The following is a 23,368-nucleotide window of genomic DNA, read 5'->3' as shown; positions in this document are numbered from 1 at the left end:
AAAACCGTCCGAGGATCACCTCAGGACGGTTTTTGTACGTTGCGGAGAGGCTCTGCGGCCTCGGAATTTCGATAAAGATATTGGTGGATCGCCGGCGGCACTTCGGGTAAAGCCTCAAGCGTCAGGAACGCGCCCTGCGGCTTCGCCTCGACCGGGACCACATTGTAGTTCCATTCGCCTTCCTGCTTCAGGTAGACGGAGTGGATGCCGCATTGCAGCGCGGGGAGCACGTCGGTTCTTAAGGAGTTGCCGATCATCCAGGTGGAGGAACGGTCGAATTTCCCATCTCGCAAAATTTGCTCCAAAGCTTCGGTATTCTTATGCTGCCGAACGTAGATGCGGTCCCCGAAATAGCGTTTCAGGTTCATGCGTTCGACTTTGTTCTGTTGGATGGAGTAGTCGCCGCCGGTATAGAGATGGAGGTCGTGTCCTTCCTCGATCAGGTGCTGAAGCGTCTCGTCCATGTACGGATAGGGTTCAACCTCGAGGTCATAGACGCTGTAGCCCAGCTTCCAGAGGAACCGCTCCTCTTCATCGGAAGCCGACCGGCCGCAAAGGTTATGGAAATAACGGTACGTATCCACGAAGGACTGCGGAAAATGTTCGCTCTTGAAGCCGAAAACCTGGACGCCCGCGATATCGATCTCCGTATGCTTCCGCAGGATTTCCTCGCGTTTGAAGCCGAACGGTTCGAGCCATTGGGTCATCTCGTCGGCGAACTGCTCCAGGATCAAGTGGAAGTACTTGTTGCAATAGATCAACGTATCGTCCAGATCAAACAACAGTGTTTGCTTCATGTGAAAGCTCCTGTTTCGTCGGGAATGTGATGTCTTTCCATTATCCCTTAGCGGGAACGGGTTTGTAAATGTCGGGAACGAGGAAAGCTATATAGAAAACCCTTCCCGGGATTTCAGGAAGGGCGGGAGGTGAGCATATGCCCCATAACAAAAGCACGAAGGCGGACGACCAACGGAACGAGTCCCGTTTCACCGCCAAAGCGCAAGGGCTGAGCCTGAACAAAATGGCGCGTTATCCGGCCAGCATGAATCGGATTAACAAAAACTTGCCGTAACGGCAAGGAGAGACGCGATTACGCGTACTTCGCGATTTTGGATTGCAGGTCCCGCTTAATGAGCGCCAGCCGCTGGCGGACATAGAAGTCGTAGCTGCCCCCGCTCAACTCGCGGGGGTTCATCATGTTGCCCGTGTCGTTGTCGATGATCTCCAATTTACCGTCGGTGTAAAATTTGAAGGTCAAGTCCCTTGACGGCCTGGATCCCTTGGAAGCTTCCATGTAACGGAAATGTTCGCTGTTCGCCATTCCATCATCCCACCTTAGAGAGCAAGTGTAGGAACATTTGTTCCTGTTTCCATTATAGCAAACATTTGTTCGTATGGAAAGGCGTTCCTGAATGAAATAAACTAGATTTATCTTGTTTCAGAAGGAGTTCGTTCGCTTCTATGATCATCATTCGAGATTTGGACCGCAGGCTTCCCGAGGGAAAAAGGATTCTGGACGGCATCGACGCAAGGCTCGATCCCGGCACATTCGTCGCGGTAGCCGGCGCAAGCGGCAGCGGCAAGTCCGCGCTCCTTCGGTGCTTGGCGCTGCGCGACCGGTGGTCGGCGGGCGAATATAAAGTGGACGGCGTCGATATCTTGAAGGCAGGATGGTCCGCGCGGATGAAGTTCCGCCGCCAAATCGCCTATCTGGAGCAGCGCCCGGTCTTGTTCGAGAAGAAAACGGCGTTGAAAAACGTGCTGATCGGCAACGCGGAGCAGACTCCGTTGTGGCGCCGGATTACGGGCATGGTCCGCAGCGACGATTACATGGGCGGCATGGACATGCTCGAGGCGGTCGGCTTGCTCGACCATGCGCACCGGCCCGTGGAGAAAATGAGCGGAGGCGAACGCCAACGCGTCGCGATTGCCAGAGCCCTCGTGCACGGGGCCCGTTACGTGTTCGCGGACGAGCCCGTTTCCGGCCTCGATCCGCATACGTCGGAAGAGTTGATGGCCACGCTCAAGAAGCTGTGTTCCGAGAAGGGGACCACGATCGTGGCCGCGCTTCACCGGCTTGAACTCGCCGAGAAATTCGCGGACGAAGTCTGGGGCCTTCAGGACGGCAAGCTGGTTCTTCAGGTGCAAGGCAGGCGCCTCACGGCAGCGGAGAAGCTTCGCCTGAACGATTAAACGTCCGCCGGATCCGGCTTGCCTTCCGGATCAGCGTCATTGGCCAGCCCGTGCAGGGAAGGCACTTTACCGTGCGGGTGCTGGGCTTGTTTTCGGGCTTTCCAGGCGCTTTCGCGGCGCCGTTTGGATGTCGTCATCGGAAAACCTCCTTTCTTGGGAGTATCTTTAGCGTGGCGAAAGTCACTTGGCCTTATACCCCATTGAGTTGTCGAGCAGGAGGAACGCATATGACCGAGAACGATACTGTCCCTTCATGGCCGATTCTTTCGGTGAATGTCGGGCGCAAGAAGACGGAATCTTTTAAAGGGAAAGAAGCCGTTTCGGGCATTTACAAGCATCCGGCGGAAGGAGCGGCGCACGTGAGTCCGGCCGGCGTGTCGGGTGACGAAGTCGCCGATCTCGTGCACCATGGCGGACCTGACAAAGCCGTTAATGTTTACAGCCACGCGCACTACCCCCATTGGGAAGACGTGCTGGGCCGTAAAATGGCGTTCGGCGCATTCGGGGAAAACCTGACGGTGGGCGGCTTGCGGGAAGAAGATGTGTGCGTAGGGGATGTTTTCCGCGCGGGTACGGCCCTGCTTCAAATCAGCCAGCCCCGCGTGCCGTGTTGGAAGCTGGCCATGAAGTGGGGGCTCGACGAACTGCCGGCGCTCGTGACCCAGAGAGGGGCGACCGGCTTTTATTTTCGGGTGCTGGAGGAAGGCGAAATCCGGGCCGGTGACGTCATGACCTTGGAACGGCGCCATCCCTCAAGCGTCACCGTGGCCGAAGCGAACCGAGTCATGCATAGGGATCGGAACGATCAGGAAGGCATCCGCGCGTTGCTCGCGCTCGAAGACGTACTCGCGACGAGTTGGAAAACGCCGCTTGCAAGCCGGCTCGCCAGACTTCAGACAGGGAGCTGAACGCAGCATGTTCGAAGGGTTGACCGTCGTGATCACGGGAGCGGCGGGCGGTATCGGACGCCATTTGTGCCGCGCATACGCCGCTAAAGGCGCCAACGTGTACGCCACGAGCCTGCACGGTGTTGAAGGAGAGGAACTTGCCGAAGAGGTTCGGCTTGCCGGTGGCCGCATTCGCTATCGACAGGCGGACTTGCGGGATGCGGCGGCCGTTCCCGCCTTGTTCGAAGAAGCGGAAGCGGAATGCGGCGGAATCGACATTCTGATCAACAACGCCGGCTACGGCGTGTGGAAATCGCCGCTCGAGCTGACGGTCGAGGAATGGGACGGCGTGCTGAACACGAATTTGCGAGGCACGTTCCTGTGTTCCCGGGAGGCCGCCATAAGAATGAAGGAGCAGGGCCGTAAAGGCGCGATCGTGAACATCGCGTCCACGCGCCACCTTCAGTCCGAACCCCACTCGGAGGCGTATGCCGCTTCCAAAGGAGGCATCGCGTCGCTGACGCACGCCCTTGCGCTTTCTCTCGGCGAATACGGCATCCGCGTCAACGCGATCAGTCCCGGCTGGATCGAGACGGGGGATTACGATGCGCTTCGCCCGGAAGATCACACGCAGCATCCCGCCGGACGGGTCGGCAAGCCGGACGACATCGTCCGGGCGTGCTTCTACCTGACCGATCCGGAGAACGATTTCGTCACGGGCATCGACCTGGTCGTGGACGGCGGCATGACGCGGAAAATGATTTACGTTCCTTGAGTTCGAAAGCAGTCTGTCCGGTACCCGGGCAGGCTGCTTTTTTGCGCTCCAACCGCTTGGCAAGGGCGGGCATCCGCCGTCATACAATGTAGAGAGGAGGCGGTGCGCGTGAACACATCGGAGAGATTGGGCTACGGCAAAGAAGAGAAGCTGCTGATCGTCAACGCCGACGACCTGGGACTGGCGAAAGCCGCGAACGACGGCGTATTCGATTTGCTTGAAGAGGGGGCGGTTTCGTCCGCCACCATCATGATGAATTGTCCTTGGTCCGCGGAAGCGGCGGAACGGATCGCCTCGATGCCGGATGTCGATATCGGCGTCCATTGGACGCTGACGAGCGAGTGGCCGCACTACCGATGGGGACCTCTCGTCCGCAATCGTGCATCCGCTACGCTGACCGGCAAGGACGGCTGGTTCCCCCAGACACCCGAAGAAACGGAGAGGCGAGCCGACCCCGAAGAGGTGCGCGGCGAATTGATCGCCCAGACCGAAGCGGCGCTCGCCGCGGGGATCGCGTTGACGCATGCGGATAACCACATGGGCAGCTTATACGGAATCGTATCCGGCAAAGATTTGCTCCACGTTGCCTACGATGTATGCGCCAAATACGGCTTGCCGTTCCGCCTTCCCCGCAAGCTGATTCCGGTCGGCGGCCGGCAAATTCCCCCGGAGGTTCAGGAAAGAGCGAAACGCCGAGCAAGAGAGGCCGAAGACCGAGGAATCGTGCTTCCCGATTATATAACCGGACCTGAGTACCGGCTTCTTCCGGGCGAGTCTTACGACGATGTGAAAGCGGAAGGAATCGGGCTGCTGCGGGCACTGCTCCCCGGCGTCACGGAGTGGATCTCCCATCCGGCACGCGTGACGGACGAATTGCGATCTTTCCACCTTCATCCCGAGAAGAGGGGGATGGAAATCCGATTTTGGCGGGACCCCGACGTCCAATCTGTGCTGCGGGAAGAACAGATCCGGATGATCGGGTGGAAGGAGCTTAAACAGCTGCAAGACAGCCTGAGAATTTAAGAGACAGGCAAGTAAGCGTTTGCCGTTTTTTACCCTTCGTTGCAGGAATTTTGCAAATTATCTCGAAATTATAAATATTTCAACCACTCTTTACACGGCATTCGACGCTCACTTTATCCGGAAAGGGGACGACAAGGCAGCATGGTGCAGTTACCCAAACTGAACGAGCTTGGCTTTTTCGAAATCCGCTTGGAGTCGATCGGAGGGCTGGGGGCCAACCTCGCCGGCAAAATGCTCGCGGAAGCGGGCGTCATGGGCGTCGGCTTGAACGGCGTCAGCTTCAGTTCTTACGGTTCCGAGAAAAAAGGTTCTCCGGTCAAGGCGCACATCCGCTTCTGCGACGCGGACGCCAGGATCCGCGACACTTCCCCGGTGGAACGTCCCCACGTGGTCGGCATTTTCCACGAAAACCTGTCCAAAACGGTGAACGTCATTTCGGGCATCTACGAGGACAGCATCGTGCTCGTTAACTCGAAGAAATCTCCCGAAGAGCTGAAAGAGCAATTGAAATTGAAAGGCGGCATCATCGCCGTCGTCGACGCGACCGGCATCTCGCTCGCCGAGAACAACCGGGTCAACATGGCGATGCTCGGCGGACTGTTCCGGCTTTGCGAATTCCTCGATCCCGAATTCATGAAAGGCGTCGTCCGCAAGTCGCTGGAGAAGAAATACCCCGGCGCCGTGCAGCCGGCGCTGAACACGTTTCAGCGCGGCTACGACGAGGTCAAGTTCCAGACGTTCGCGCTGGCCGAGGGAGACAAGATGCCGGACTTCGTCCGGATGGACACGCCGGTTCTGGGATACGAGACCCAGCCGATCGGAGGCGTCATCACGAATCCCGGCAACAGCATCCTGAAAGACCTGAGCATTTCCCGGGCGGGCATGATGCCGCATTTCGACGACGACAAATGCATCCACTGCGCCGCCTGCGACAACGTCTGTCCCGACTTCTGCTTCGTCTGGGAGGAGCTGCCCGACAAGAAGGGCCGTCCCCAGATGTTCCTGCAAGGCATAGATTATCAATATTGCAAAGGCTGCCTGAAGTGCGTGCAAGCCTGTCCGACCGAAGCATTGTCCAGCGAGCTGGAGGAAGCGGGCTACGCGGAAAACCACCGGGTGGCGCATCGGTTCGATTTGGCGCTCTGATTAGATACCTGTCATGGGATGAGGAGAGGGGAAAGGCACAATGGCGATCGACATTCGCAAGGAAATGGGCTCCGCCGGCACCGTGGAGCAGCGCATCGTCTATGAATCCGGCAACGAAATGGCCGCATACGCCGCACACCAGATCAACTACCACATCATGGGTTATTTTCCGATTTCGCCGTCGACCGAGGTGGCGCAGTTCCTGGATTTGATGAAAGCGAACGGGCAGCACGACATCGTCCTGATCCCGGCCGACGGCGAGCACGGCTCGGCGGGCGTCTGCTACGGCGCTTCCACGGCGGGAGGGCGCGTGTTCAACGCGACGAGCGCGAACGGCTATCTGTACATGCTCGAACAAATGCCGGTGCAGTCCGGCACGCGTTTCCCGATGGTCATGAACCTCGTCTGCCGGTCTGTATCCGGGCCGCTCGACATTCACGGCGACCATTCCGACTTGTACTTCGCGCTCAACACCGGCTGGCCGATCGTGCTTTGCCGGGATCCGCAAGCCGTGTACGACATGAACATCATCGCGCTGAAGCTGGCGGAAGACCCGGAAGTGCGCCTGCCGGTGCTCGTCGCTTCGGACGGCTACTTTACCAGCCATCAGAAACGCCGCGTCCATACGTTCGCCAACCGCGAAGACGTGCAGAAGTTCGTGGGCGAGCATCCTCCGGAAGGCTTCGTGCACGTCCTGGACCGGAACAATCCGATTACCGTCGGCCCGTACATGAACGAACCCGATTACATCAATAACTGCTATCAGCAATCGATGGCCATGTATAACGCGGAAGCCGTCTACGACCGGATTCGCCAGGAATACGCCGAACTGACGGGACGCGATTATCCGATCCTCGACCTGTACCGGATGGAAGACGCCGAGGTCGCGGTGTTCCTGCTCAACTCGTCCGCCGAAATCATCAAGGACGTCGTCGACCAGCTGAGGGAGCAAGGGATCAAAGCCGGCTCGATCTCGCCGAACATCATTCGGCCGTTTCCGGCCAAGGCGATCGCCGAAGCGCTGCGCGGCGTGAAAGCCGTCACGGTCGGCGACCGCGCGGACTCGTACGGCGGGCACGGCGGCAACATGGTCAACGAAATCAAGGCGGCGCTGCAAACGTACCGGAACCACGACACGCTCGTGATCAGCCGCATTTACGGCCTTGGAGGCAAAGATTTCTATGCGGAAGACGGCTTGAAGCTGTTCGAATTCGCGATCGACGCCGCGGCCAAAGGCTACGTCGAGAAACCGTTCGACTATCACGGCCATACGCCGGGCGATCCGGCCAAAGCACCCAAACGCGTGATCGAACCGATGAAATACGAGGACCTGAAAACCGGCCTCATCACCGTCACGCCGGACGAGGAAACCGGCAAGCTGAACGTCCGCGTGCCTCCGCTTCGCTCCTTGACGAAGAAGCCGAAACGGATCGCGCCGGGACACGGGGCTTGTCCGGGCTGCGGCATTTTCTCGGGTTTGGAGCTGTTCTTCAAAGGAATCGAAGGCGACATCGTCGCGCTGTTCCATACCGGCTGCGCGATGGTCGTGACGACGGGGTATCCGTACTCCGCGCATAAAGCGACCTACATCCATAACCTGTTCCAAAACGGGGCGGCCACGCTGTCCGGCGTCGTGGAAATGTTCCAGGAGCGCAAGCGCCGCGGCGAGCTCGACCATCTCGGCCTGAAGGACGACTTCACGTTCGTCATGATAACCGGAGACGGCGGCATGGACATCGGCATGGGCCCGGCCATCGGGGCCGCGCTTCGGAACCACCGCATGATCATTTTGGAATACGATAACGAAGGTTACATGAACACCGGCGCCCAACTGTCGTATTCGACGCCGATGGGCCACAGAACTTCGACGTCGAACGTCGGCAAAGCGCAAGGCGGCAAGGTGTTCCACCACAAGGACACCGCGCAGATCATGGCGGCCACGAACATTCCGTACGTATTCACGGGCAGCGAGGCGAATCCGCAGGATTTGGTCCGCAAGGCGGCCAAAGCGCAGTGGTACGCGCAGAACGTCGGCATGGTCTACGGCAAAATCCTGATCACGTGCCCGCTCAACTGGCTGTCGGAAGACAAGGACGGCTCGACGATCATCGAACAGGCCGTGAATTCTTGCTTCTTCCCGCTCTACGAAGTGGAGAAAGGGATCACGACCATCACGTACAATCCGGAAGAGAAGGGCAAACGGGTCCCCGTTTCGGATTGGCTCAAAATGATGGGCAAGACGAAGCACCTGTCGAAACCGGAATACGCCGAGACCTTGCGGGAATTCGAAGGCGAGATCGAGCGCCGGTGGAGCATGCTGAAAGCCAAACACGAAAGTCCATACCTCTAAGATTGGGATGTCCGTCATGCCCTATGTGTTAAGAGAAGCGGGAACCGGCCGGCTGCTTGCGCGAGCTCAGGTCAACGGATATCGGCTGCCGTACTATGGCGTCGTTCTCTGGGATACTGTACCGACCGGCGAAGAAATCCGTGAATCGCTGGCTCAAGCGGGTGAAGCGGGAGATACCGCAGCGGCATGGGAGCCTGAGGCATTGACCGAACACCATGCCAAGATGGCGAACGTGAAGCTCCGCAACGACCCGCGACGTCAGGTGTTCTGGAACGACAATCAATTAAGCGCAAGTTTCGCGGATTCCCGCGGCGAATGAACAAACCCCCGGATCGCATGACAACGATCCGGGGGTTTGCTTATTTCGATGCGTTCAATAGTTCGGGAATATCGTCGCTTCTTTCTTGCCCGTGGTCACCGCCGCGTTGACTACTTTCTGCAGCTTTAAAAACTCATTGGGCTTGAGGTCGATTTGAAAATAGGCGTACAAATAAGCGGCGTCGTGAAAGGAGAGGCCGGGGTGACAGGCAACCTGAAGCGGAGTAAGCGGATTGTCGATCAGCACCTGCCATTCCCCGTCGCGCTCGCTTGGCGGTATGGAAGACAAAGTCTCGTTTTTGCCCTCATAAATCGCCTGGAATTCCTCCCAAACGCGATCCCAGGAAGGGCTGTACCGACCGGGATTCGGAAAATCCGCGCGAGCGCGCCGGAGAAGACCGCCGATCGCTTCGGCGTCGGCGTCTCCATACTCTCTCAAAGCAGTCCGGAAATCTTCCACGAACGCATAGAAGACGGAATAGCCCGCGGATTCCATCGCGGCGGCGAAGGCTCTGCCGCCCTCCGAAACGATGGCGCGATAGGCCTGAAAGCTGCAATCCGGCATGATTCGGCAACTCTCCTCTCGACTTATGCAAAGCGGGTTTACGGAAACATTCTCCGTTCATTATATCGCATTCGAAGGCTTCACGTCCGGCATTTTATGTTATAATGAGAACCAATGCAAAGACGCTTCAGGAGTGAAAGCTTGGGAAAGGAATGACGGAAGATGAGCCGGCGTTTTGTCATCGAGGCGGTTATGATCGCCATTTATGGGCAACTGCTTCTGCCGAAACGTTCAGTGGAATACAGGATTCCCTATTCTACGGTTATGGAGCTGTACGACCTCAAAGAAAGCGAGGAACCGATTATGCAAGACCCGGAAGACGAACGCCATGTCCGGGAAAAAATCGGGGAAATGATTGCATTCTTCGAGGATCCGTTTAATAAAAAGAAGTTGGAGCGCGCGCTGACTGCCCCGTGGAAGGAAAGTCCGCCGATGCCGATCAACGAGAACGTCACGTTCGTCGTCGTCAACGCCGTCGAAAACATGCAATACGGCGAAAATTTCGATCCGATCGAAACCGAAATCATATTGTCCTCGCTGCGGCTGCCTTGCCCGGTCCTGACCGACCACGTGGAGTTCCAGGACAAAGTCGTGCAAGGTTCCGTACCGATTCAACTGTTCGATATCGACGATTTCGAATTTGCCGTGGAAGAAGGCGCGGACACGACGGACGGTTATTCACAATAGCGAAGCTGCCGAGGAATCGGCAGCTTCGTCTACATACGGGAGGGATCCGCATGTTCCGTTCATTCTCTAGGTGGATGGCAAGCCGCATGTACCGCGCGGGGGATGGGAGCCGCGCCCTCAGGTGGTACCGTCAAGCCGGGACCGCCGGACTCAGCCCGCAGGAAACGATCGAGTTCGCCTCGCTGCTTCATGAGCACGGAGATGCGGACCGGGCGCTCGGTCTGCTGGACCGGCTGCTGGAACGGAAGCCGTATGCCGCCGCGTATGAGAGAAGGTCCCGCATCCTGCAACAGGCAGGCCGGGAAGACCAGGCGCTGGCCGACCTGGATGAAGCGATCCGAATGAACCCGGGTTCGTTCGCCCATTGGTATTCGCGCGCGATCCTGCATAACGAGCGGGGGGAACTGAACGAAGCGGTCCGGGATTTCCGGGAAGCGCTGAAACGGAAGGAAGAAGCGAAGGAATCCACGTATTTCGAGCTGGGGAACGTCCACATGCGGTTGGGTCAATTCGAAGAAGCCGAAGCGTGTTTCCGGCTTTCCGCCCAGGATGCCGACAAAGCGATTCCGCATTACTATTACCGGCAGGCTCAGGCGCTTGAAGCGATGAACATGCCGGAAGAAGCCTTGAAGGCGCTCTCGCTTGCCATCCGGCTGAACGACAGCTGGAACCTGCAAGCTGACAGAGGCGCCGCGGAGTTGAAGAAGCGAACGAGATATTCCTCCGGCGCGGTCAAAAGCTTCCTCCAGGCGGCGGATGAGGAATTCGGCTTCCGTCTGTTGCTGTCGAAAGTGTATGAAGCTCTCGGCAGGAACGCGGACGCTCTGGCGGCGGTAGAGCGGGCTTTGCGGGATTTTCCGGATGCAGCGGAGCTGCAGCTTCGGAAAGCCGCCGTCCTGCGGAACATGGGACGCCTGACGGAGTCCGAATCGCTGCTGTATGAGGTGAAAAGCCGTAATCCCGTGTGGATGCCCGTATATCTCGAGCTTTGCACGACGCTCCGGCATCAGGATAAGTACGATGAAGCGATCATGGTTCTTCAGGACGCCAAAGCGCATTTTCCCGATAACATGGTCGTGCGCTACTGGCTTTCCGACGCTTTGCGCGAAGCGGAGCGCCTAGACGAAGCGTTGGCGGAAAACCGCCTATTGACCGAACTCGAACCGAAGGATCCGCTTAATTGGCGGCAGCGCGGGGAACTCGCCATTGACGGCGACCGTTTCGAAGAAGCGGAGTCCGCCTATACGCGCGCGTTGGAATTCGAGGACAAAGCCGACGATTACATGAGACGCAGCTTCGCCCTTTATATGCAAGATCGTTACGAAGACGCGCTGCTGGACATCCAGAGCGCCGTCAAACGGGACCCCTCTCTGAAGAACGACAGCAAAACCGCGTATGCGCTCGCGGAACTGTATGTCGGGATGGAAAACTGGGACCTCGCCGAGAAGGAATATTCGCGCGCGATCGCCTCCGAGCCGGACAATCCGCAAATCTACGACCGGAGAGCCCGCTGCCGGGCCGCGGCCGAGAAGTGGGCGGAAGCGGTGGAAGACTGCAACAAGGGGCTCTCGCTCGACGCAACGAACGCCAAATTGCTGTGGCTGCGAGGCTACTTGCATTTTAAGCTGGACGAATACGATTCCGCGCTCCGCGACACGCTCACCTACGCGAAGCTGAGGCCGGAGGACCCTAAAGGGCATTACAATCTGGGCCTCGTTTACAAAAAACTGTACCGGTACGACGACGCGATCGGATCTTTCACGAAAGTGGTCGAGCTGAATCCGTTTGAGCCTCAGGCTTATCTGGAACGGGCGTCAATCTGGTACCACCATTCCTTCGACCGGATCCGTGCTGCGGACGACTTGGCGCAATGGATGATTTACGCGGGGAGCGTAAACGCGAACGGCAAGGAGCCGAAGGACAGCTTATCGCTGCTTGCCGATCTTTCCGGCTTCGACGACGAGATGAGGGAAAGGGCGCGCGAGCAGTTCCAGAGCGTGTTTTCACCCGCCCGTTATTTATCCTAAAGATTGCGCTAAGAATGGGCTTCGGCTTGGTTGCCCGTTTCCGGCTATGGTAAAATGAGGCGTACTTTTATTTAAGGAGGCGGCCTCATGCTGGTTACGACTACACCGAACGTTGAAGGCTATCGCATTACGCAGTATATGGGCATCGTAAACGGAGAGACGATCATGGGAGCGAATATCTTCCGGGACTTCCTTGCTTCGATCACCGATGTCGTCGGCGGCCGCGCCGGCTCTTACGAGAGCAAGCTGAAGGAAGCGCGCGACATCGCGATTTCGGAAATGGTCGCGCAAGCGCAGCGTCTGGGCGCCAACGCCATCGTCGGCGTGGACGTCGACTACGAAGTCGTCCGCGAAGGCATGCTGATGGTCGCGACCAGCGGGACGGCCGTTAAAGTAGAACCTTAAGGAGGGGAAACGGTGAAGTATCGGGTTTTAGGGAAAACCGGATTGCGCGTATCCGTCGTCGGAGTCGGCACGTGGCAGTTCGGCGGAGAATGGGGCCGTACATATTCGCAGCAGGAAGCGGACGCGATTTTGGGCAGGGCCAAGGAGCTCGGCATCAACCTGATCGATACCGCGGAATGCTACGGCGACCACCTGTCGGAATCGTTGATCGGCGAATCGATCAAGGGAAACCGGAGCGACTGGATTCTCGCGACGAAATTCGGCCATCATTTTCACCGCCCGTTCGAACGCACGGATTCCTTCGATCCCCAAGGCGTGGTCGCGCAGTTGGAAGCTTCGCTGAAAGCTTTGAAAACGGACTACGTCGATCTTTACCAGTTCCATTCCGGGCCTGACGCTTCTTTCGACCAGGACGCGTTGTGGGACACTTTAAACCGCCAGGTGGAGGCGGGGAAAATCCGGCACTTGGGCATCTCGATCGGCTCCAACCAGAATATCCACCAAACGTCGCAGGCCTCACAGGTCGGCGCGGAAGCGATCCAGGTCGTGTATAACCGGCTGGACCGCAAGCCGGAGGCCGAAGTGTTTCCTTCCTGTCTGGAACAAAACCTCGGCGTACTTGCCCGGGTCCCCTTGGCGAGCGGCTTCTTGAGCGGCAAATACAAGCCGGGCACTGCGTTCGACGCCAGCGACGTCCGTTCCCGCCGCAATCGGGAAGAAATCGACGAGCAGATGCGCGAAGTCGAACGGATCGGCCGCGAAGAGGTGCCGGCAGGCACGAACATGGCGGCATGGGCGCTGGCTTGGTGCTTGAAGCACCCGGCCGTGACGACCGTCATCCCAGGCTGCAAAGACGTTGCGCAGGTGGAAGCGAACGCCGCGGCGGTCGAGCTCGTGGAAGCGGGCCATCCGCAGGAAGCTTGAACAACGAAGCGATGATCGAGCGCCGCAGCCATAAGCTGCGGCGCTTTTAAATGCGAAGGAGAGTGGCGGAAATGGTGGAACGCACCGTGCCGGTGTACTTGCTGACGGGATTTCTCGGCAGCGGCAAAACGACGTTGCTCAGGCGCTTGATCGATGACGCGAACGGCCGCGGGTGGAAACCCGCCGTGCTCATGAACGAAGCGGGGGACGTGAACCTGGACGGCATGCTCGTCGGCACCGAGGTGCCGATGGCGGAAATGCTGGGCGGCTGCATTTGCTGCACGGTGCGGGCCGATCTCGGCGTGGAGTTGATGAGCCTGGTGAAGGAGCACGATCCGGACGTGATCTGGATCGAATCCACGGGCGTCGCGGAACCTTTGGAAATCATCGACGGCGTGACGGAAGCCTCCTTCTACGGCAGGATCGAGCTGAAGGGCGTCGTCACGGTCGTGGACGCCCGGCATCTTCTCGACCGGATGCGCATCGGAACCGGTAAAACCTACCGGCTCATGCAGGATCAAATCCGCGCGGCTTCGCTGGTCGTGCTGAACAAAACGGATTTGGTCGCGCCGGCGGAACGGGACGAGCTGGCGGAGCGGCTCGCGGACTGGAACGCAGGAGCGGCGATCGTGCAGACGGTGGGCGCTGAGCTCGATCCTGAACGGATTTATGGGATTCACGAGGGCCTTCCTGCGCAAACGGCCGATCAAGAACATCGGCACGAGCATCATCATGAGCATCACCATGGCCACCACCATGTCCGCGCGATGACCCGTTACCTGAAAGGCCCTGTCGACAGCCATGCATTCGAGGCTTTCGTCGGACGCCTTCCGGAAGGCGTCTACCGGGCCAAGGGCATCGTGTCGTTCCGCGATACGGCCAACCGGTATCTGTTTCAGTACGCGTACCGCCAAAGCGATTTCCTGCCAATTCGGCCGCAGAAGACGGTCCACGACGTGCTGGTGTTCATCGGGGAGGATTTCTCGGAATCCGACTTGGATGCGGAGCTGGACAAGCTGACCGCCGAAGACCGGAACTGAGCCGCTTGCCAGTCCCCGCCCACCGCATAAAGGACATGCGGAACGGCATAGGGATGGGCGAGAGGAGCGTGACGGAAATTGGAAGACATTCGGGCGGACGACGCTTTATTCGAGCACCGATTTTGGCTTCAGATCTTGGGAGATCATTCGAGGTTCATTCTGCTGACGCTGGCTCCGACGGAGACGGCGGACGTACAAAAGGCCCAAATCTTCATCGCGACCTTCGACCGTTTGCTGGCGCAAGCTCGAGCGGCGGTCCCGGCGGCGGATTTATCCGCGTTGAACCGGGAGGCTTACGGCCAGACCGCCGCTTTGCGAGCCTTCAAGCTGGATATCCTTTCCCGGCAGTTGGCCGGGAAGGTCAACGTCATGCTGCCGCCGACGTTCTTCAATCACATGGTGAACGAATTGGAGGAATATGTTCGTATTTTGCAGGCGCTGAACGCCGGTCAGCCGGTCCCGCAATTCGACCCGTTGCACCATGATTTGCTGTGGCTGACGGACGCCGCGGGCCACGCAGGCGCGATCGCCGCGGATTTGGACATGGTGGAGAAGCGGTTGATCGCGAGAAGCCGCAAGTTCATGAAGCACTTTGAAGGCCTCTACCTGAAGGCGATCGAAATGGCGGGCTACATGCGGACGAATCTCCGCGATTTTCCGGCATTCCGGCGGTTCTACGTCGACATCGATCTGGAGATGAGACTGTTCATCCAGTTCTTGTCCGAGATCGAGGAGATGGAGCTGACTTCCGAGGCGCTCGACCGGATCGCCCCGCTCATGCCGGATCATATGATGCGGGAAGAATGGTAATATTTGACGAAGCTGGCGGTCTCGGGATTGGTCCCGGCTCCGAACGGCGACCCCACGAAGCCTCGGGTGGAAGCTTGAGCTTGGTTCTCCATGGATAAGGCAGCGGAATGTCCCGCCTGTTCCCGTTGCGCGGATCGGGAGATTTCGTTATGCTGGGGAAAGCTTGTTTCGGAAAGGAAGAGGGATATGGATTGCCTCAGAGTCACGACGGAGGAAGAACTGCAACGGGCATTCTCCGTCCGCAAGGAAGTATTCGTCGAGGAACAGCAGGTTCCGCTGGATCTGGAAATGGATGAGTATGACGTGTCCGTCGACGCGTGCCGGCATTTCATTGCCGAGGCAGACGGGCGGACGGTCGGCGCCTCGAGGTGGAAGGAGTACGAGCCGGGCACGGCCAAACTCCAGCGGATCGCGGTGCTTAAATCCTACCGGGGAACGGGTGTCGGCAGGCTGCTCGTGCAAACGATGGAGAAGGACGCAGCCGCTCAGGGCTATCGTAAAGCCGTGCTGGACGCGCAAGTCAGCGCAGAGGAATTTTACAAAAAGCTCGGTTACGTCACCGAATCGACTGAGACGTTCCTGGACGCCGGGATTCCGCACGTTCGCATGAGCAAGGCATTATAACGCCGAATGACGAATGACGGCAAAACAAGAGGCAGCCCTGGGGGCTGCCTTTCGCGTTTGGCGGTCATACGCCCGGTTCCTCAACCGGCAAGAGCACCGTGAATCGGCTGCCGCGTCCGGGCTCGCTCCGGGCGGTTAGCGTTCCGCCGTGCCATTCGACGATGGCTTTGCTGATCGACAAGCCGAGTCCGGTTCCGCCGTAGGCGCGGGCCCGAGACTCGTCCACCCGGTAAAAGCGGTCGAACAGCCGCGGCAGATGGCCGGCCGGGATTCCCGAGCCGTTATCGCCGACGCTCCAAGCGATGCCCCCGGCGGCGATTTCAGTCGAAACGCGGATTTCCCCGCGCGCCGGATCCGTATGCTGAACCGCGTTCTGGAACAGATTCAGCAGCACTTGCTTGATCTTGTCCGAGTCGAGTTTCGCCGGAGGCAGCGTCCGAAGCTCGAAAATGACTTGCCGGTCCTCGGCAAGGAGCCGAAGGTGGGGTTCCATTTCCCGCAGGATACCGTTGAGGTCCGTTACGTCCGGATGCAGCTCCGGATTGCGGTCCAGCTTGGCGAGCAGCAGCAGGTCTTGAACGAGCTTGCCCATCCGTTTGGACTCCCCATGCATGCTGCGCAAGGCTTGTTCCAGCTGCTCAGGATGGGAGGCGGCTCCCCGGAGCAGAATTTCCAGAAATCCGTGAATCGAAGTGAGCGGGGTCCGCAATTCATGCGAGGCGTCGGCGACGAACCTGCGCATTCTTTCTTTGCCTTCCTGCTCCGAGCGGAATGACTGCTCTAACCTTTCGAGCATCCGGTTGGTCGAAGCCGCCAGCAGGTCGATCTCCGCTTGTCCTTGCTTCGAGGGAAGCCTTTCCCCCAGGCTGCCCGCGTCGATCCTTTCCAACGTGCGGGTGACCCGGTGCAGCGGAATCAAGGTGCGTTTAATGACGGGGCGGAACAGAAGCCAGCCCAGCATCAGCGCGAGCACGGCGATTCCGGAATAGAGCGCTAATTGACGGTAAGCGTCGGCTTTAATCGGGCCGGTGTTCGTACTGACCTGGACGATCCCGCTCATGCCGCCGAAGGAGCGCACCGCCTGCATGACGACGAGTTGTTCTACGCCTCGTTCGTTTTTGGAAATCCGATAGGAGATCCTTCCGCGTTCTCTTTCCGGCGAAGCGAGCGTTTCTTTCAGCAATTCCTCATTGAGCTTCGGGGCAGCGTCCTCATCGGCATCCGGTCCGATTTCCGTCAGATTGCCGTCCGGATCTCGATAGACGACCGAAGAAGAGGAGAGGATGAACACCGGAAATTCGCGGCCCCGGCGCATGCCCTCGGAAAACCGCTGCCAGACGTCGCCGGGAACGGACAAGATTTGCCTGCGGATGGCGTCCGCTTTGTTCCGGTAAAGGAACCGTTCCATGAACAGGTATTGCACGACCCCGACGCCGACCAAAATCGCGAGCAGCAGCAGGAGCGACCGGATGAGAAGCTGCGAGCGGAGGGAATTCATCCTCATGCCAGGTCCATCCGATAGCCGGCTCCCCGGATCGTACGGATTCTCTGATGCTCGCGATCGCCGATTTTCTCCCTCAAGGAGCGGATGTACACTTCGACGATGTTTTCTTCCCCGCCGAAATCGTAACCCCACACGCGGTCCAATATCACGCTTTTGCTGAGCACGTATCCGTTCTCCAGCAGCAGCAGCCGGAGCAGGTCGTACTCCGTCGGCGACAGCTCCAGCGGTTGATTATTCATCCGGATTTCCTTGCGGCGGTCGTCGATCCGGAACGGTCCCGCGGCGACTTCCTCCAGCAAATTCGGGAATTGGTTGCGGATCCTCGCATGGATCCGGGCTAACAGCTCTTCGAAGCTGAACGGCTTGGGCATGTAGTCGTCGGCGCCGATCGTAAGTCCGCGCACCCGATCCTCCGGCTCTTCCTTCGCCGTCAGCATGATGACGGCCACGGGTTGAATCTGCTTCATCCTGCGGCACACTTCGAAGCCGTCCAGCTGCGGCATCATGACATCCAGGATGACGATATGCGGGCAGAAGTCGCGGAAAACGGACAAGCCTTCTGCGCCGTCATTCGCGGTGCGAACCTGATAGCCCTCGTTCTTCAATCCCATCTCGAGGAATTGCAAAATGTTCGGTTCGTCATCCACGAGCAGAACCTTGATTCCTTTGTCTTGGGGCATTCGGCGAATCCTCCGTCCGATGAATTCCTATACCTCGATTGTAATGGAAACGGATGAAGCGGGAATGAGTACAAGCTGAAAATAAGCTGAAAATTTCGCTCAGCAAACTTTCAGCCGGAACTCATCTGAAACTAAGGTTCGCCTTTCATAATGGCCGATGAACAAGCCTTTTGGTGGTTGGAGGAGGAGCACGTGCGAATGAGATGGAACAAATGGTGGACGATCGGCACGGCGGCGATCGTGCTGGCCGGCGCGTTCGGCGGGTACCGTTGGTGGTCGGGCAAGGAAACAAAACCCCTGCAAGCCGCCTTGCAGACGACCCAAGTCCGCAAAGGCAATCTGGAAGTGAAGATCAGCGGGACGGGCAACATCGAAACCGCGAACCGCGAAACGCTGTCCGCCTCTTCTTCCGGAAAGATCGCGGCCGTCAAGGCCAAGGCAGGGGACAAGGTCAAAAAAGGCCAGGTGCTCGCCACGTTCGAGCAAAGCGACAACTCATCGAACACGGAAACCCAGATCCGAAGCAAGCAGCTCGACGTCAAGAAGAAAGAACTCGATCTGGAAACGATGCAAACGCAGTACAAGGAAGCTTCCGACGATGACCAACGAGCGCAGCTACTGATCAGCATCCAAAAGCAGCAGCTCGACATCGAGACGACGAAAGAAGACATCAAGACGCTGCAAGAGGATGAGTCGGATAGTCTTGATCCGATCACCGCGCCGATCGACGGAACGCTCGCCACATTTAACATCAAGGTCGGCGACACGATCGGCGGGCAAGGGGGAAGCTCCGGTTCTTCCTCCCTGGGCGAGGTCGTGGACTATGACCACTTGCAAATGGTCGTCGGCGTAGACGAATTGGACATCGACAAAGTAAAACTGAACCAGAAGGCGGATGTGCTGGTGGAGGCCGTTCCCGATCAGACGTTCACCGGCAAAGTGACGTCGATCGCCCAGGAAGGGACGGCGAGCAACGGAGTATCCACGTTCGACGTGACCGTATCGCTGGATGACGTCGGCAGTCTGAAGGCGGGCATGTCGGCGGAGGCCAGCATCTTGACGCAATCGAAAGAGAACGCGCTGTATTTGCCGATCGAGGCGGTGCAGTCATTCGGCGGACGGTATTTCGTCATGGTGCCGGACAGCACGGCGACGGTCTCGACCGGCGGCAACGCTGCAGGATCGGGATTCCGGCGTCAAGGACAGACGGGTGCCGCCGAGGGAGCAGCATCCCGCAGCGGACAAACGGGCAACGCGCAAGGAGGCACCGGAACCCAGTCGTCCGGCAACTTCCAGGGTCGCGGTAATTACTCTGGCGCCGCAGGACAAGGCACCGGACAATCCGGCACGTTCCGCCAGAATCGCCAATTTGGCGCCGGCACCGCGCAGAGCGGAGTAAGGCGCGTCTCCATCGAAGTCGGCATCCATAACGAAGATTACATCGAGGTCGTATCCGGCCTGACGGAAGGCGAAGCCGTCGTCGTTCCCACAACCGCGGGCAGCAGCACGAGCACGCAGAACCGCAACGGCGCCGTCGGCATTCCGGGACTTGGCATCGGCGGAGCCGGAGGTTTCGGCGGCGGGGGCGGCTTCACGGGTAGCGGAGGATTCCAGAGAAGCGGCAACGGCGGCAACCGGACGACCCGCACGCAAGGAGGCGGCGGGGGATGACGAACGCCGAGCTTCCGCTCATCCGCATCGAGTCTTTATCCAAGCAATATAAAATGGGGGGAGAGACGGTCCACGCGCTGGACGAAGTCTCCCTCACCGTCCGCCACGGCGATTTCGTCGCGATCATCGGGCCGTCGGGCTCGGGCAAGTCCACGCTCATGAACGTCGTGGGCTGCCTCGATACGGCATCGTCCGGCAGCTATTGGCTGGACGGGGAAGAGGTCAGCCGGCTGCGGGAGAACAAGCTGGCGGAAATCCGCAACCGCAAGATCGGCTTCATTTTCCAAGGGTTCAACCTGCTCTCCAAGCTCACCGCTTACGAAAACGTCGAACTGCCGCTCATTTACCGGGGCGTTCCTCCCAAGCAGCGGCGGGAACAGGTGATGGAAGCGCTGCGCAAGGTCGGGCTGGAAGATAGGGTCAACCATCGTCCGGTCGAATTGTCCGGCGGCCAGCAGCAACGGGTCGCGATCGCCAGAGCGCTTGCCGGAAATCCGCCGATGCTGCTCGCCGACGAACCGACCGGCGCGCTCGATACGAAGACCGGCAAAGAAGTGATGGGCCTCATCCGCGAGCTGAACGAAGCGGGACATACGATCGTTTTGATCACGCACGATCTTGAAATTTCCAAGCAGGCGAAACGCGTCGTCCGCATCCAGGACGGCCGGCTCAGCGAGGAAGAAGGTCGGACGGCATGAATTTCGCGCAAGGGATCAAAATGGCGTTCAAAAGCATCATGGCGAACAAGCTCAGGTCGCTGCTCACGATGCTCGGCATCATCATCGGGGTCACCGCGGTCATCGCGCTCGTCTCCCTCGGGCAGGGCGCCACGAAGTCGGTCACCGAACAAGTGCAGAGCCTCGGCACGAACCTGCTTACGGTCAACATTCTGGGCCGCGGCACGACCAGTACGCTGACGGCCAAAGAGGCCGACCAATTGGGCGACATCTCGGGCATTCAGTATCTTGCGCCGGCCAGCACGTCCAACGCCTCGGTCAAAAACGGCACGGAAAGCGTCAGCGTCAGCGTCGTCGGCACGAATTCCGAATACGCCGACGTGCGCGAGTACAAGGTCGCGACCGGACGATTCCTGTCCCAGATCGATTTGGACTTCTACCAGAAGGTCGCCGTGCTCGGTTCGCAGACGGCTTCCGACCTGTTCGGCTCCGGCAATCCGATCGGCCAATACGTTCAGATCAACGGGGCCCGGTATAAGGTCGTCGGCGTTCTCGCTTCCAAGGGCAGCACGACGAACGGATCGAGCGACGAGGTCGTCATGATCCCGGAAAGCTCGGCGGAGCGGCTGTTCAAGCAAAAAGGCGTCCGCACGGTTTACGTCCAGGTGCAGCAGCACGACCAAATCGACTCCGTCGTCTCGCAACTGGAAGCCGCGCTGAGCAAGAAGTTCCGGGGCAACACGGACAGCTACCGCGTGTTTAACCAAAGCGACATCTTGTCCACGCTCGACTCGGTTACGGGCACGCTGACGCTCGCTCTTGGCGGAATCGCCGGCATTTCGCTGCTCGTCGGCGGCATCGGCATCATGAACATCATGCTCGTCTCGGTGACGGAACGGACGAGGGAAATCGGCATCCGCAAAGCGATCGGCGCGAAACGTCGCGATATCCTGACCCAGTTCCTGATCGAATCGATGGCGCTTAGCGGACTCGGCGGCGTACTCGGCATCGGCATCGGGATCGGCGCGGCCAGGTTGGCGTCCACGATGCTGAAAATGCAGGTGGAATTCTCGGTCCAAATCATCCTGGTCGCCTTCGTCTTCTCCGTTCTGATCGGCGTCATTTTCGGCATGTTCCCGGCGAACAAAGCCGCGAAGCTGAAGCCGATCGATGCGCTGCGTTTCGAATAAAACCGAGAAAGGACGTGCCGCAGGTGAGCGTGACTTCAATTTATGAATCGTTGGTGGAACCTCACCTGGACGATTTGCGGAAATATTGCTTCTTCCTCACCAAATCCAAGTGGGACGGGGAGGATCTTTGCCAGGAAGCGATCTTGAAATCGATGGTTTATTTTCGGAACAAGGAAGCGTACCAAGACGTGAAGCCTTTCCTGATCCGCGTGGCGAGGAACCTGTGGATCGACGGGTGCCGTTCCCTTCAGAGGCAGCGGAGACTGCCTTTGAAGGGTTTGGCTTCCTGCTGGTACGACGCCAATTACGCGGAAGTGCGCAGCTTGATCGAGTGGGTCGGCGAACGATTGCCCGCAAGGAACATCGAAATGCTGCTGCTGTCCGATTATTTCGGCTACACGATGCAGGAAATCGCCGAAACGATGCATTCGACGGTTCCGGCCGTGAAGTCCGTGCTATTCCGCACGCGAAGCATGCTGCGGGAACAGGACGCGGAATCGCTTCGCCGGACGGATGGCGCCAAAGTCATCCCGCTCGACGTCGAAAGCTGGTCCAAGGCGATTATGCGCGACCTCCCGCCTTGTCTGTGACTGTGATATACTTTTCTCAGTTTGCTTAGACACGGGCAGAGGGAGACGCACGAAAATGAAGGGACGCATGGTGTTCGGTATTTCGTTTTTCTTGTTGGTCTATTTGCTGATTAACGCATACATCGGTTGGCAAGGATGGCTGTTCGCGGTCGAACTCGCGCCTTCGTTGCCGGCTGCGCTCTACTGGATCGTCTTCGGGATCATTGCCTTCGCCTATCTGATCGGCAGAATCCCGCTTCCGAATCCCTTGAAGCCGGCCGCCCGAATGCTGAAGGTGATCGGTTCCTACTATTTCGCGGTGATGGAATACGCTTTGCTGCTGCTCCTTGTCGCGGATCTGGCCGGCTGGTTACTGCGGCTCACCGGTGCGAAGCCCGACCATTATCCGCTAATCGCGGGATGGATCGTCATCGGCATCATCGCGCTGATCCTCGTTTGGGGCTCCCGGAACGCCTGGAGCCCGGTCATCCGGTCTTACCCGGTACAAGTGGACAAACAGGTTAAGGGCATGACGCGTCTTCGAATCGTCGTGGCGTCGGACATCCATCTCGGCAACATCGTCGGGAAGCGGCACTTGCGCAGGCTGGTCAGCCGGGTCAACGCGTTGCAGCCGGACTTGATCCTCCTGCCGGGAGACGTGATCGACGACAGCATCGAGCCTTTCGTTCGAAATCGGTTGAGCGATATCCTGCAGCTGTTAAAAGCCAAGTTCGGCGTCTATGCCGTGCTCGGCAACCACGAGTACTACGGCGGGCATGTCGAGGAGTACGTCAGCCGCATGAAGGAGATCGGCATTCCCGTCCTGAGGGACGAAGTGGTGGAGGCGGTGGACGGCTCCGTTATCGTGGCGGGGCGGAAGGACCACACGGCGGAGTCGATGGAGCCCGGCGGAAGGCTCAGCGTGGCCGAGCTGCTGGAGGGGATCGACCGCGGCAAGCCGATCATTCTGATGGATCACCAGCCGAGGCAATTCGGCTTGGCGGCGGATGCGGGAGTGGATCTGCTGCTCTGCGGGCATACGCACAGGGGGCAGTTCGCGCCCAACCATCTCGTCACGAAGCGGTTGTTCGAGCTCGATTGGGGCTATATGAGGAAAGCGGCGATGCACGTCGCCGTCTCCTCGGGCTTCGGGTCTTGGGGGCCGCCGATCCGGATCGCAAGCCGTTCCGAGATTTTGCAGATCGACATGACGTTCCAAGCTTGATCCGATAAGAAAAACCAGCCCGATGTGCGGCATTGCTGCCGACATCGGGCTGGTTTTTTAAGTAGGGATAAGAAGGAT

26 protein-coding genes are annotated in these 23,368 nt (G+C 58.8%); 20 read left to right on the top strand and 6 right to left on the bottom strand.

All coding sequences use genetic code 11. The features are described from left to right. Nucleotides 1–20: 20 nt before the first annotated feature. Nucleotides 21–797 (bottom strand): HAD family hydrolase, encoded by a 777-nt coding sequence (locus EAV92_RS08240; protein ID WP_123040617.1) that lies wholly within the window; start codon nucleotides 795–797, stop codon nucleotides 21–23. Between the two features lie 137 nt (nucleotides 798–934). On the opposite strand from EAV92_RS08240, the gene EAV92_RS24495 reads away from it, so the two are divergent. Further along, nucleotides 935–1,072, top strand: coding sequence for a hypothetical protein (locus EAV92_RS24495; RefSeq protein ID WP_164472687.1), 138 nt, complete (start codon nucleotides 935–937; stop codon nucleotides 1,070–1,072). An 18-nt stretch (nucleotides 1,073–1,090) separates the two neighbouring features. Here the strand turns inward: EAV92_RS24495 and EAV92_RS08235 are convergent, their stop codons facing one another. Further along, on the bottom strand, nucleotides 1,091–1,321 hold the full coding sequence (locus EAV92_RS08235; RefSeq protein ID WP_123040616.1) for a hypothetical protein: 231 nt from the start codon (nucleotides 1,319–1,321) through the stop codon (nucleotides 1,091–1,093). A 140-nt stretch (nucleotides 1,322–1,461) separates the two neighbouring features. Between EAV92_RS08235 and EAV92_RS08230 the strand changes: the two genes are divergently transcribed. Further along, nucleotides 1,462–2,193, top strand: coding sequence for a phosphonate ABC transporter ATP-binding protein (locus EAV92_RS08230; protein ID WP_123040615.1), 732 nt, complete (start codon nucleotides 1,462–1,464; stop codon nucleotides 2,191–2,193). Here EAV92_RS08230 and EAV92_RS24490 read toward each other — a convergent pair. Further along, nucleotides 2,190–2,330, bottom strand: coding sequence for a DUF6254 family protein (locus EAV92_RS24490; protein WP_164472686.1), 141 nt, complete (start codon nucleotides 2,328–2,330; stop codon nucleotides 2,190–2,192). The two genes, EAV92_RS08230 and EAV92_RS24490, sit on opposite strands and share 4 nt — an antisense overlap. A 90-nt stretch (nucleotides 2,331–2,420) precedes the next feature. Between EAV92_RS24490 and EAV92_RS08225 the strand changes: the two genes are divergently transcribed. The 6 genes from EAV92_RS08225 to EAV92_RS08200 all read left to right on the top strand — a co-directional run bounded on the left by EAV92_RS08225 (nucleotide 2,421) and on the right by EAV92_RS08200 (nucleotide 8,693). Then, nucleotides 2,421–3,101 carry an MOSC domain-containing protein gene (locus tag EAV92_RS08225; RefSeq protein WP_123040614.1) on the top strand — a complete coding sequence of 227 codons (681 nt, stop codon included), beginning with the start codon at nucleotides 2,421–2,423 and terminating at the stop codon, nucleotides 3,099–3,101. Nucleotides 3,102–3,108: 7 nt separating this feature from the next. Then, nucleotides 3,109–3,855 carry an SDR family NAD(P)-dependent oxidoreductase gene (locus EAV92_RS08220; RefSeq protein WP_123040613.1) on the top strand — a complete coding sequence of 249 codons (747 nt, stop codon included), beginning with the start codon at nucleotides 3,109–3,111 and terminating at the stop codon, nucleotides 3,853–3,855. A gap of 108 nt (nucleotides 3,856–3,963) precedes the next feature. Then, nucleotides 3,964–4,878, top strand: a complete 915-nt coding sequence (locus EAV92_RS08215; RefSeq protein ID WP_123040612.1) for a polysaccharide deacetylase family protein — start codon at nucleotides 3,964–3,966, stop codon at nucleotides 4,876–4,878. A 141-nt stretch (nucleotides 4,879–5,019) separates the two neighbouring features. Next, nucleotides 5,020–6,024, top strand: a complete 1,005-nt coding sequence (locus EAV92_RS08210) for a 2-oxoacid:acceptor oxidoreductase family protein (RefSeq protein WP_123040611.1) — start codon at nucleotides 5,020–5,022, stop codon at nucleotides 6,022–6,024. 40 nt (nucleotides 6,025–6,064) lie between these two features. Continuing rightward, nucleotides 6,065–8,374: a thiamine pyrophosphate-dependent enzyme gene (locus EAV92_RS08205; RefSeq protein ID WP_123040610.1), complete on the top strand. Its 2,310-nt coding sequence runs from the start codon at nucleotides 6,065–6,067 to the stop codon at nucleotides 8,372–8,374. Between the two features lie 16 nt (nucleotides 8,375–8,390). Next, nucleotides 8,391–8,693 carry a hypothetical protein gene (locus EAV92_RS08200; protein WP_123040609.1) on the top strand — a complete coding sequence of 101 codons (303 nt, stop codon included), beginning with the start codon at nucleotides 8,391–8,393 and terminating at the stop codon, nucleotides 8,691–8,693. Nucleotides 8,694–8,747: 54 nt separating this feature from the next. On the opposite strand, the gene EAV92_RS08195 is transcribed toward EAV92_RS08200, so the two are convergent. After that, the gene (locus tag EAV92_RS08195) at nucleotides 8,748–9,257 is read right to left on the bottom strand and encodes a hypothetical protein (protein WP_123040608.1); all 510 of its coding nucleotides are present in this window, start codon (nucleotides 9,255–9,257) and stop codon (nucleotides 8,748–8,750) included. A 162-nt stretch (nucleotides 9,258–9,419) separates the two neighbouring features. Here EAV92_RS08195 and EAV92_RS08190 point away from each other — a divergent pair, with 162 nt between their 5' ends. From EAV92_RS08190 to EAV92_RS08160, 7 genes are all read left to right on the top strand, one after another. Continuing rightward, nucleotides 9,420–9,944, top strand: coding sequence for an ADP-heptose synthase (locus tag EAV92_RS08190; protein WP_123040607.1), 525 nt, complete (start codon nucleotides 9,420–9,422; stop codon nucleotides 9,942–9,944). A gap of 50 nt (nucleotides 9,945–9,994) precedes the next feature. Then, nucleotides 9,995–11,971 carry a tetratricopeptide repeat protein gene (locus EAV92_RS08185; protein ID WP_123040606.1) on the top strand — a complete coding sequence of 659 codons (1,977 nt, stop codon included), beginning with the start codon at nucleotides 9,995–9,997 and terminating at the stop codon, nucleotides 11,969–11,971. Between the two features lie 87 nt (nucleotides 11,972–12,058). Next, complete coding sequence (locus EAV92_RS08180) at nucleotides 12,059–12,376, top strand: YbjQ family protein (protein WP_123040605.1); 318 nt, start codon at nucleotides 12,059–12,061, stop codon at nucleotides 12,374–12,376. 12 nt (nucleotides 12,377–12,388) lie between these two features. Continuing rightward, the gene (locus EAV92_RS08175) at nucleotides 12,389–13,300 is read left to right on the top strand and encodes an aldo/keto reductase (protein WP_123040604.1); all 912 of its coding nucleotides are present in this window, start codon (nucleotides 12,389–12,391) and stop codon (nucleotides 13,298–13,300) included. Nucleotides 13,301–13,371: 71 nt separating this feature from the next. Further along, nucleotides 13,372–14,340 (top strand): CobW family GTP-binding protein, encoded by a 969-nt coding sequence (locus EAV92_RS08170; RefSeq protein WP_123040603.1) that lies wholly within the window; start codon nucleotides 13,372–13,374, stop codon nucleotides 14,338–14,340. Nucleotides 14,341–14,418: 78 nt separating this feature from the next. Further along, a complete protein-coding gene (locus tag EAV92_RS08165; protein ID WP_338134407.1) occupies nucleotides 14,419–15,150 on the top strand; it encodes a DUF2935 domain-containing protein in 732 nt (243 codons plus the stop codon). A 186-nt stretch (nucleotides 15,151–15,336) separates the two neighbouring features. Further along, a complete protein-coding gene (locus EAV92_RS08160; protein ID WP_123040602.1) occupies nucleotides 15,337–15,774 on the top strand; it encodes a GNAT family N-acetyltransferase in 438 nt (145 codons plus the stop codon). A 64-nt stretch (nucleotides 15,775–15,838) separates the two neighbouring features. Here EAV92_RS08160 and EAV92_RS08155 read toward each other — a convergent pair whose 3' ends face one another. Together EAV92_RS08155 and EAV92_RS08150 are read right to left on the bottom strand one after the other, a co-directional pair. Further along, on the bottom strand, nucleotides 15,839–17,278 hold the full coding sequence (locus tag EAV92_RS08155) for a sensor histidine kinase (RefSeq protein WP_123040601.1): 1,440 nt from the start codon (nucleotides 17,276–17,278) through the stop codon (nucleotides 15,839–15,841). Further along, nucleotides 17,275–17,958, bottom strand: a complete 684-nt coding sequence (locus EAV92_RS08150) for a response regulator transcription factor (protein WP_123040600.1) — start codon at nucleotides 17,956–17,958, stop codon at nucleotides 17,275–17,277. The genes EAV92_RS08155 and EAV92_RS08150 overlap by 4 nt, the downstream gene beginning before the upstream one ends. 198 nt (nucleotides 17,959–18,156) lie before the next feature. On the opposite strand from EAV92_RS08150, the gene EAV92_RS08145 reads away from it, so the two are divergent. The 5 genes from EAV92_RS08145 to EAV92_RS08125 are packed head-to-tail and all read left to right on the top strand — an operon-like array spanning nucleotide 18,157 to nucleotide 23,290. Further along, complete coding sequence (locus tag EAV92_RS08145; RefSeq protein WP_164472685.1) at nucleotides 18,157–19,629, top strand: efflux RND transporter periplasmic adaptor subunit; 1,473 nt, start codon at nucleotides 18,157–18,159, stop codon at nucleotides 19,627–19,629. Further along, a complete protein-coding gene (locus tag EAV92_RS08140; RefSeq protein ID WP_123040598.1) occupies nucleotides 19,626–20,327 on the top strand; it encodes an ABC transporter ATP-binding protein in 702 nt (233 codons plus the stop codon). Before EAV92_RS08145 ends, EAV92_RS08140 begins: the two co-directional genes overlap by 4 nt. Next, nucleotides 20,324–21,496 carry an ABC transporter permease gene (locus EAV92_RS08135; protein WP_123040597.1) on the top strand — a complete coding sequence of 391 codons (1,173 nt, stop codon included), beginning with the start codon at nucleotides 20,324–20,326 and terminating at the stop codon, nucleotides 21,494–21,496. Before EAV92_RS08140 ends, EAV92_RS08135 begins: the two co-directional genes overlap by 4 nt. A gap of 23 nt (nucleotides 21,497–21,519) precedes the next feature. After that, nucleotides 21,520–22,086, top strand: a complete 567-nt coding sequence (locus tag EAV92_RS08130; protein WP_164472684.1) for an RNA polymerase sigma factor — start codon at nucleotides 21,520–21,522, stop codon at nucleotides 22,084–22,086. A 55-nt stretch (nucleotides 22,087–22,141) separates the two neighbouring features. Then, the gene (locus EAV92_RS08125; RefSeq protein WP_123040595.1) at nucleotides 22,142–23,290 is read left to right on the top strand and encodes a metallophosphoesterase; all 1,149 of its coding nucleotides are present in this window, start codon (nucleotides 22,142–22,144) and stop codon (nucleotides 23,288–23,290) included. The last annotated feature ends 78 nt before the right edge of the window (nucleotides 23,291–23,368 follow it).

It is taken from the genome of Cohnella candidum (assembly GCF_003713065.1).
In the GTDB taxonomy this organism is placed as follows: Bacteria; Bacillota; Bacilli; order Paenibacillales; family Paenibacillaceae; genus Cohnella; species Cohnella candidum.
The sequence above is the reverse complement of the archived record's forward strand: the minus strand, read 5'-3'. Positions and strand labels throughout refer to the sequence as shown.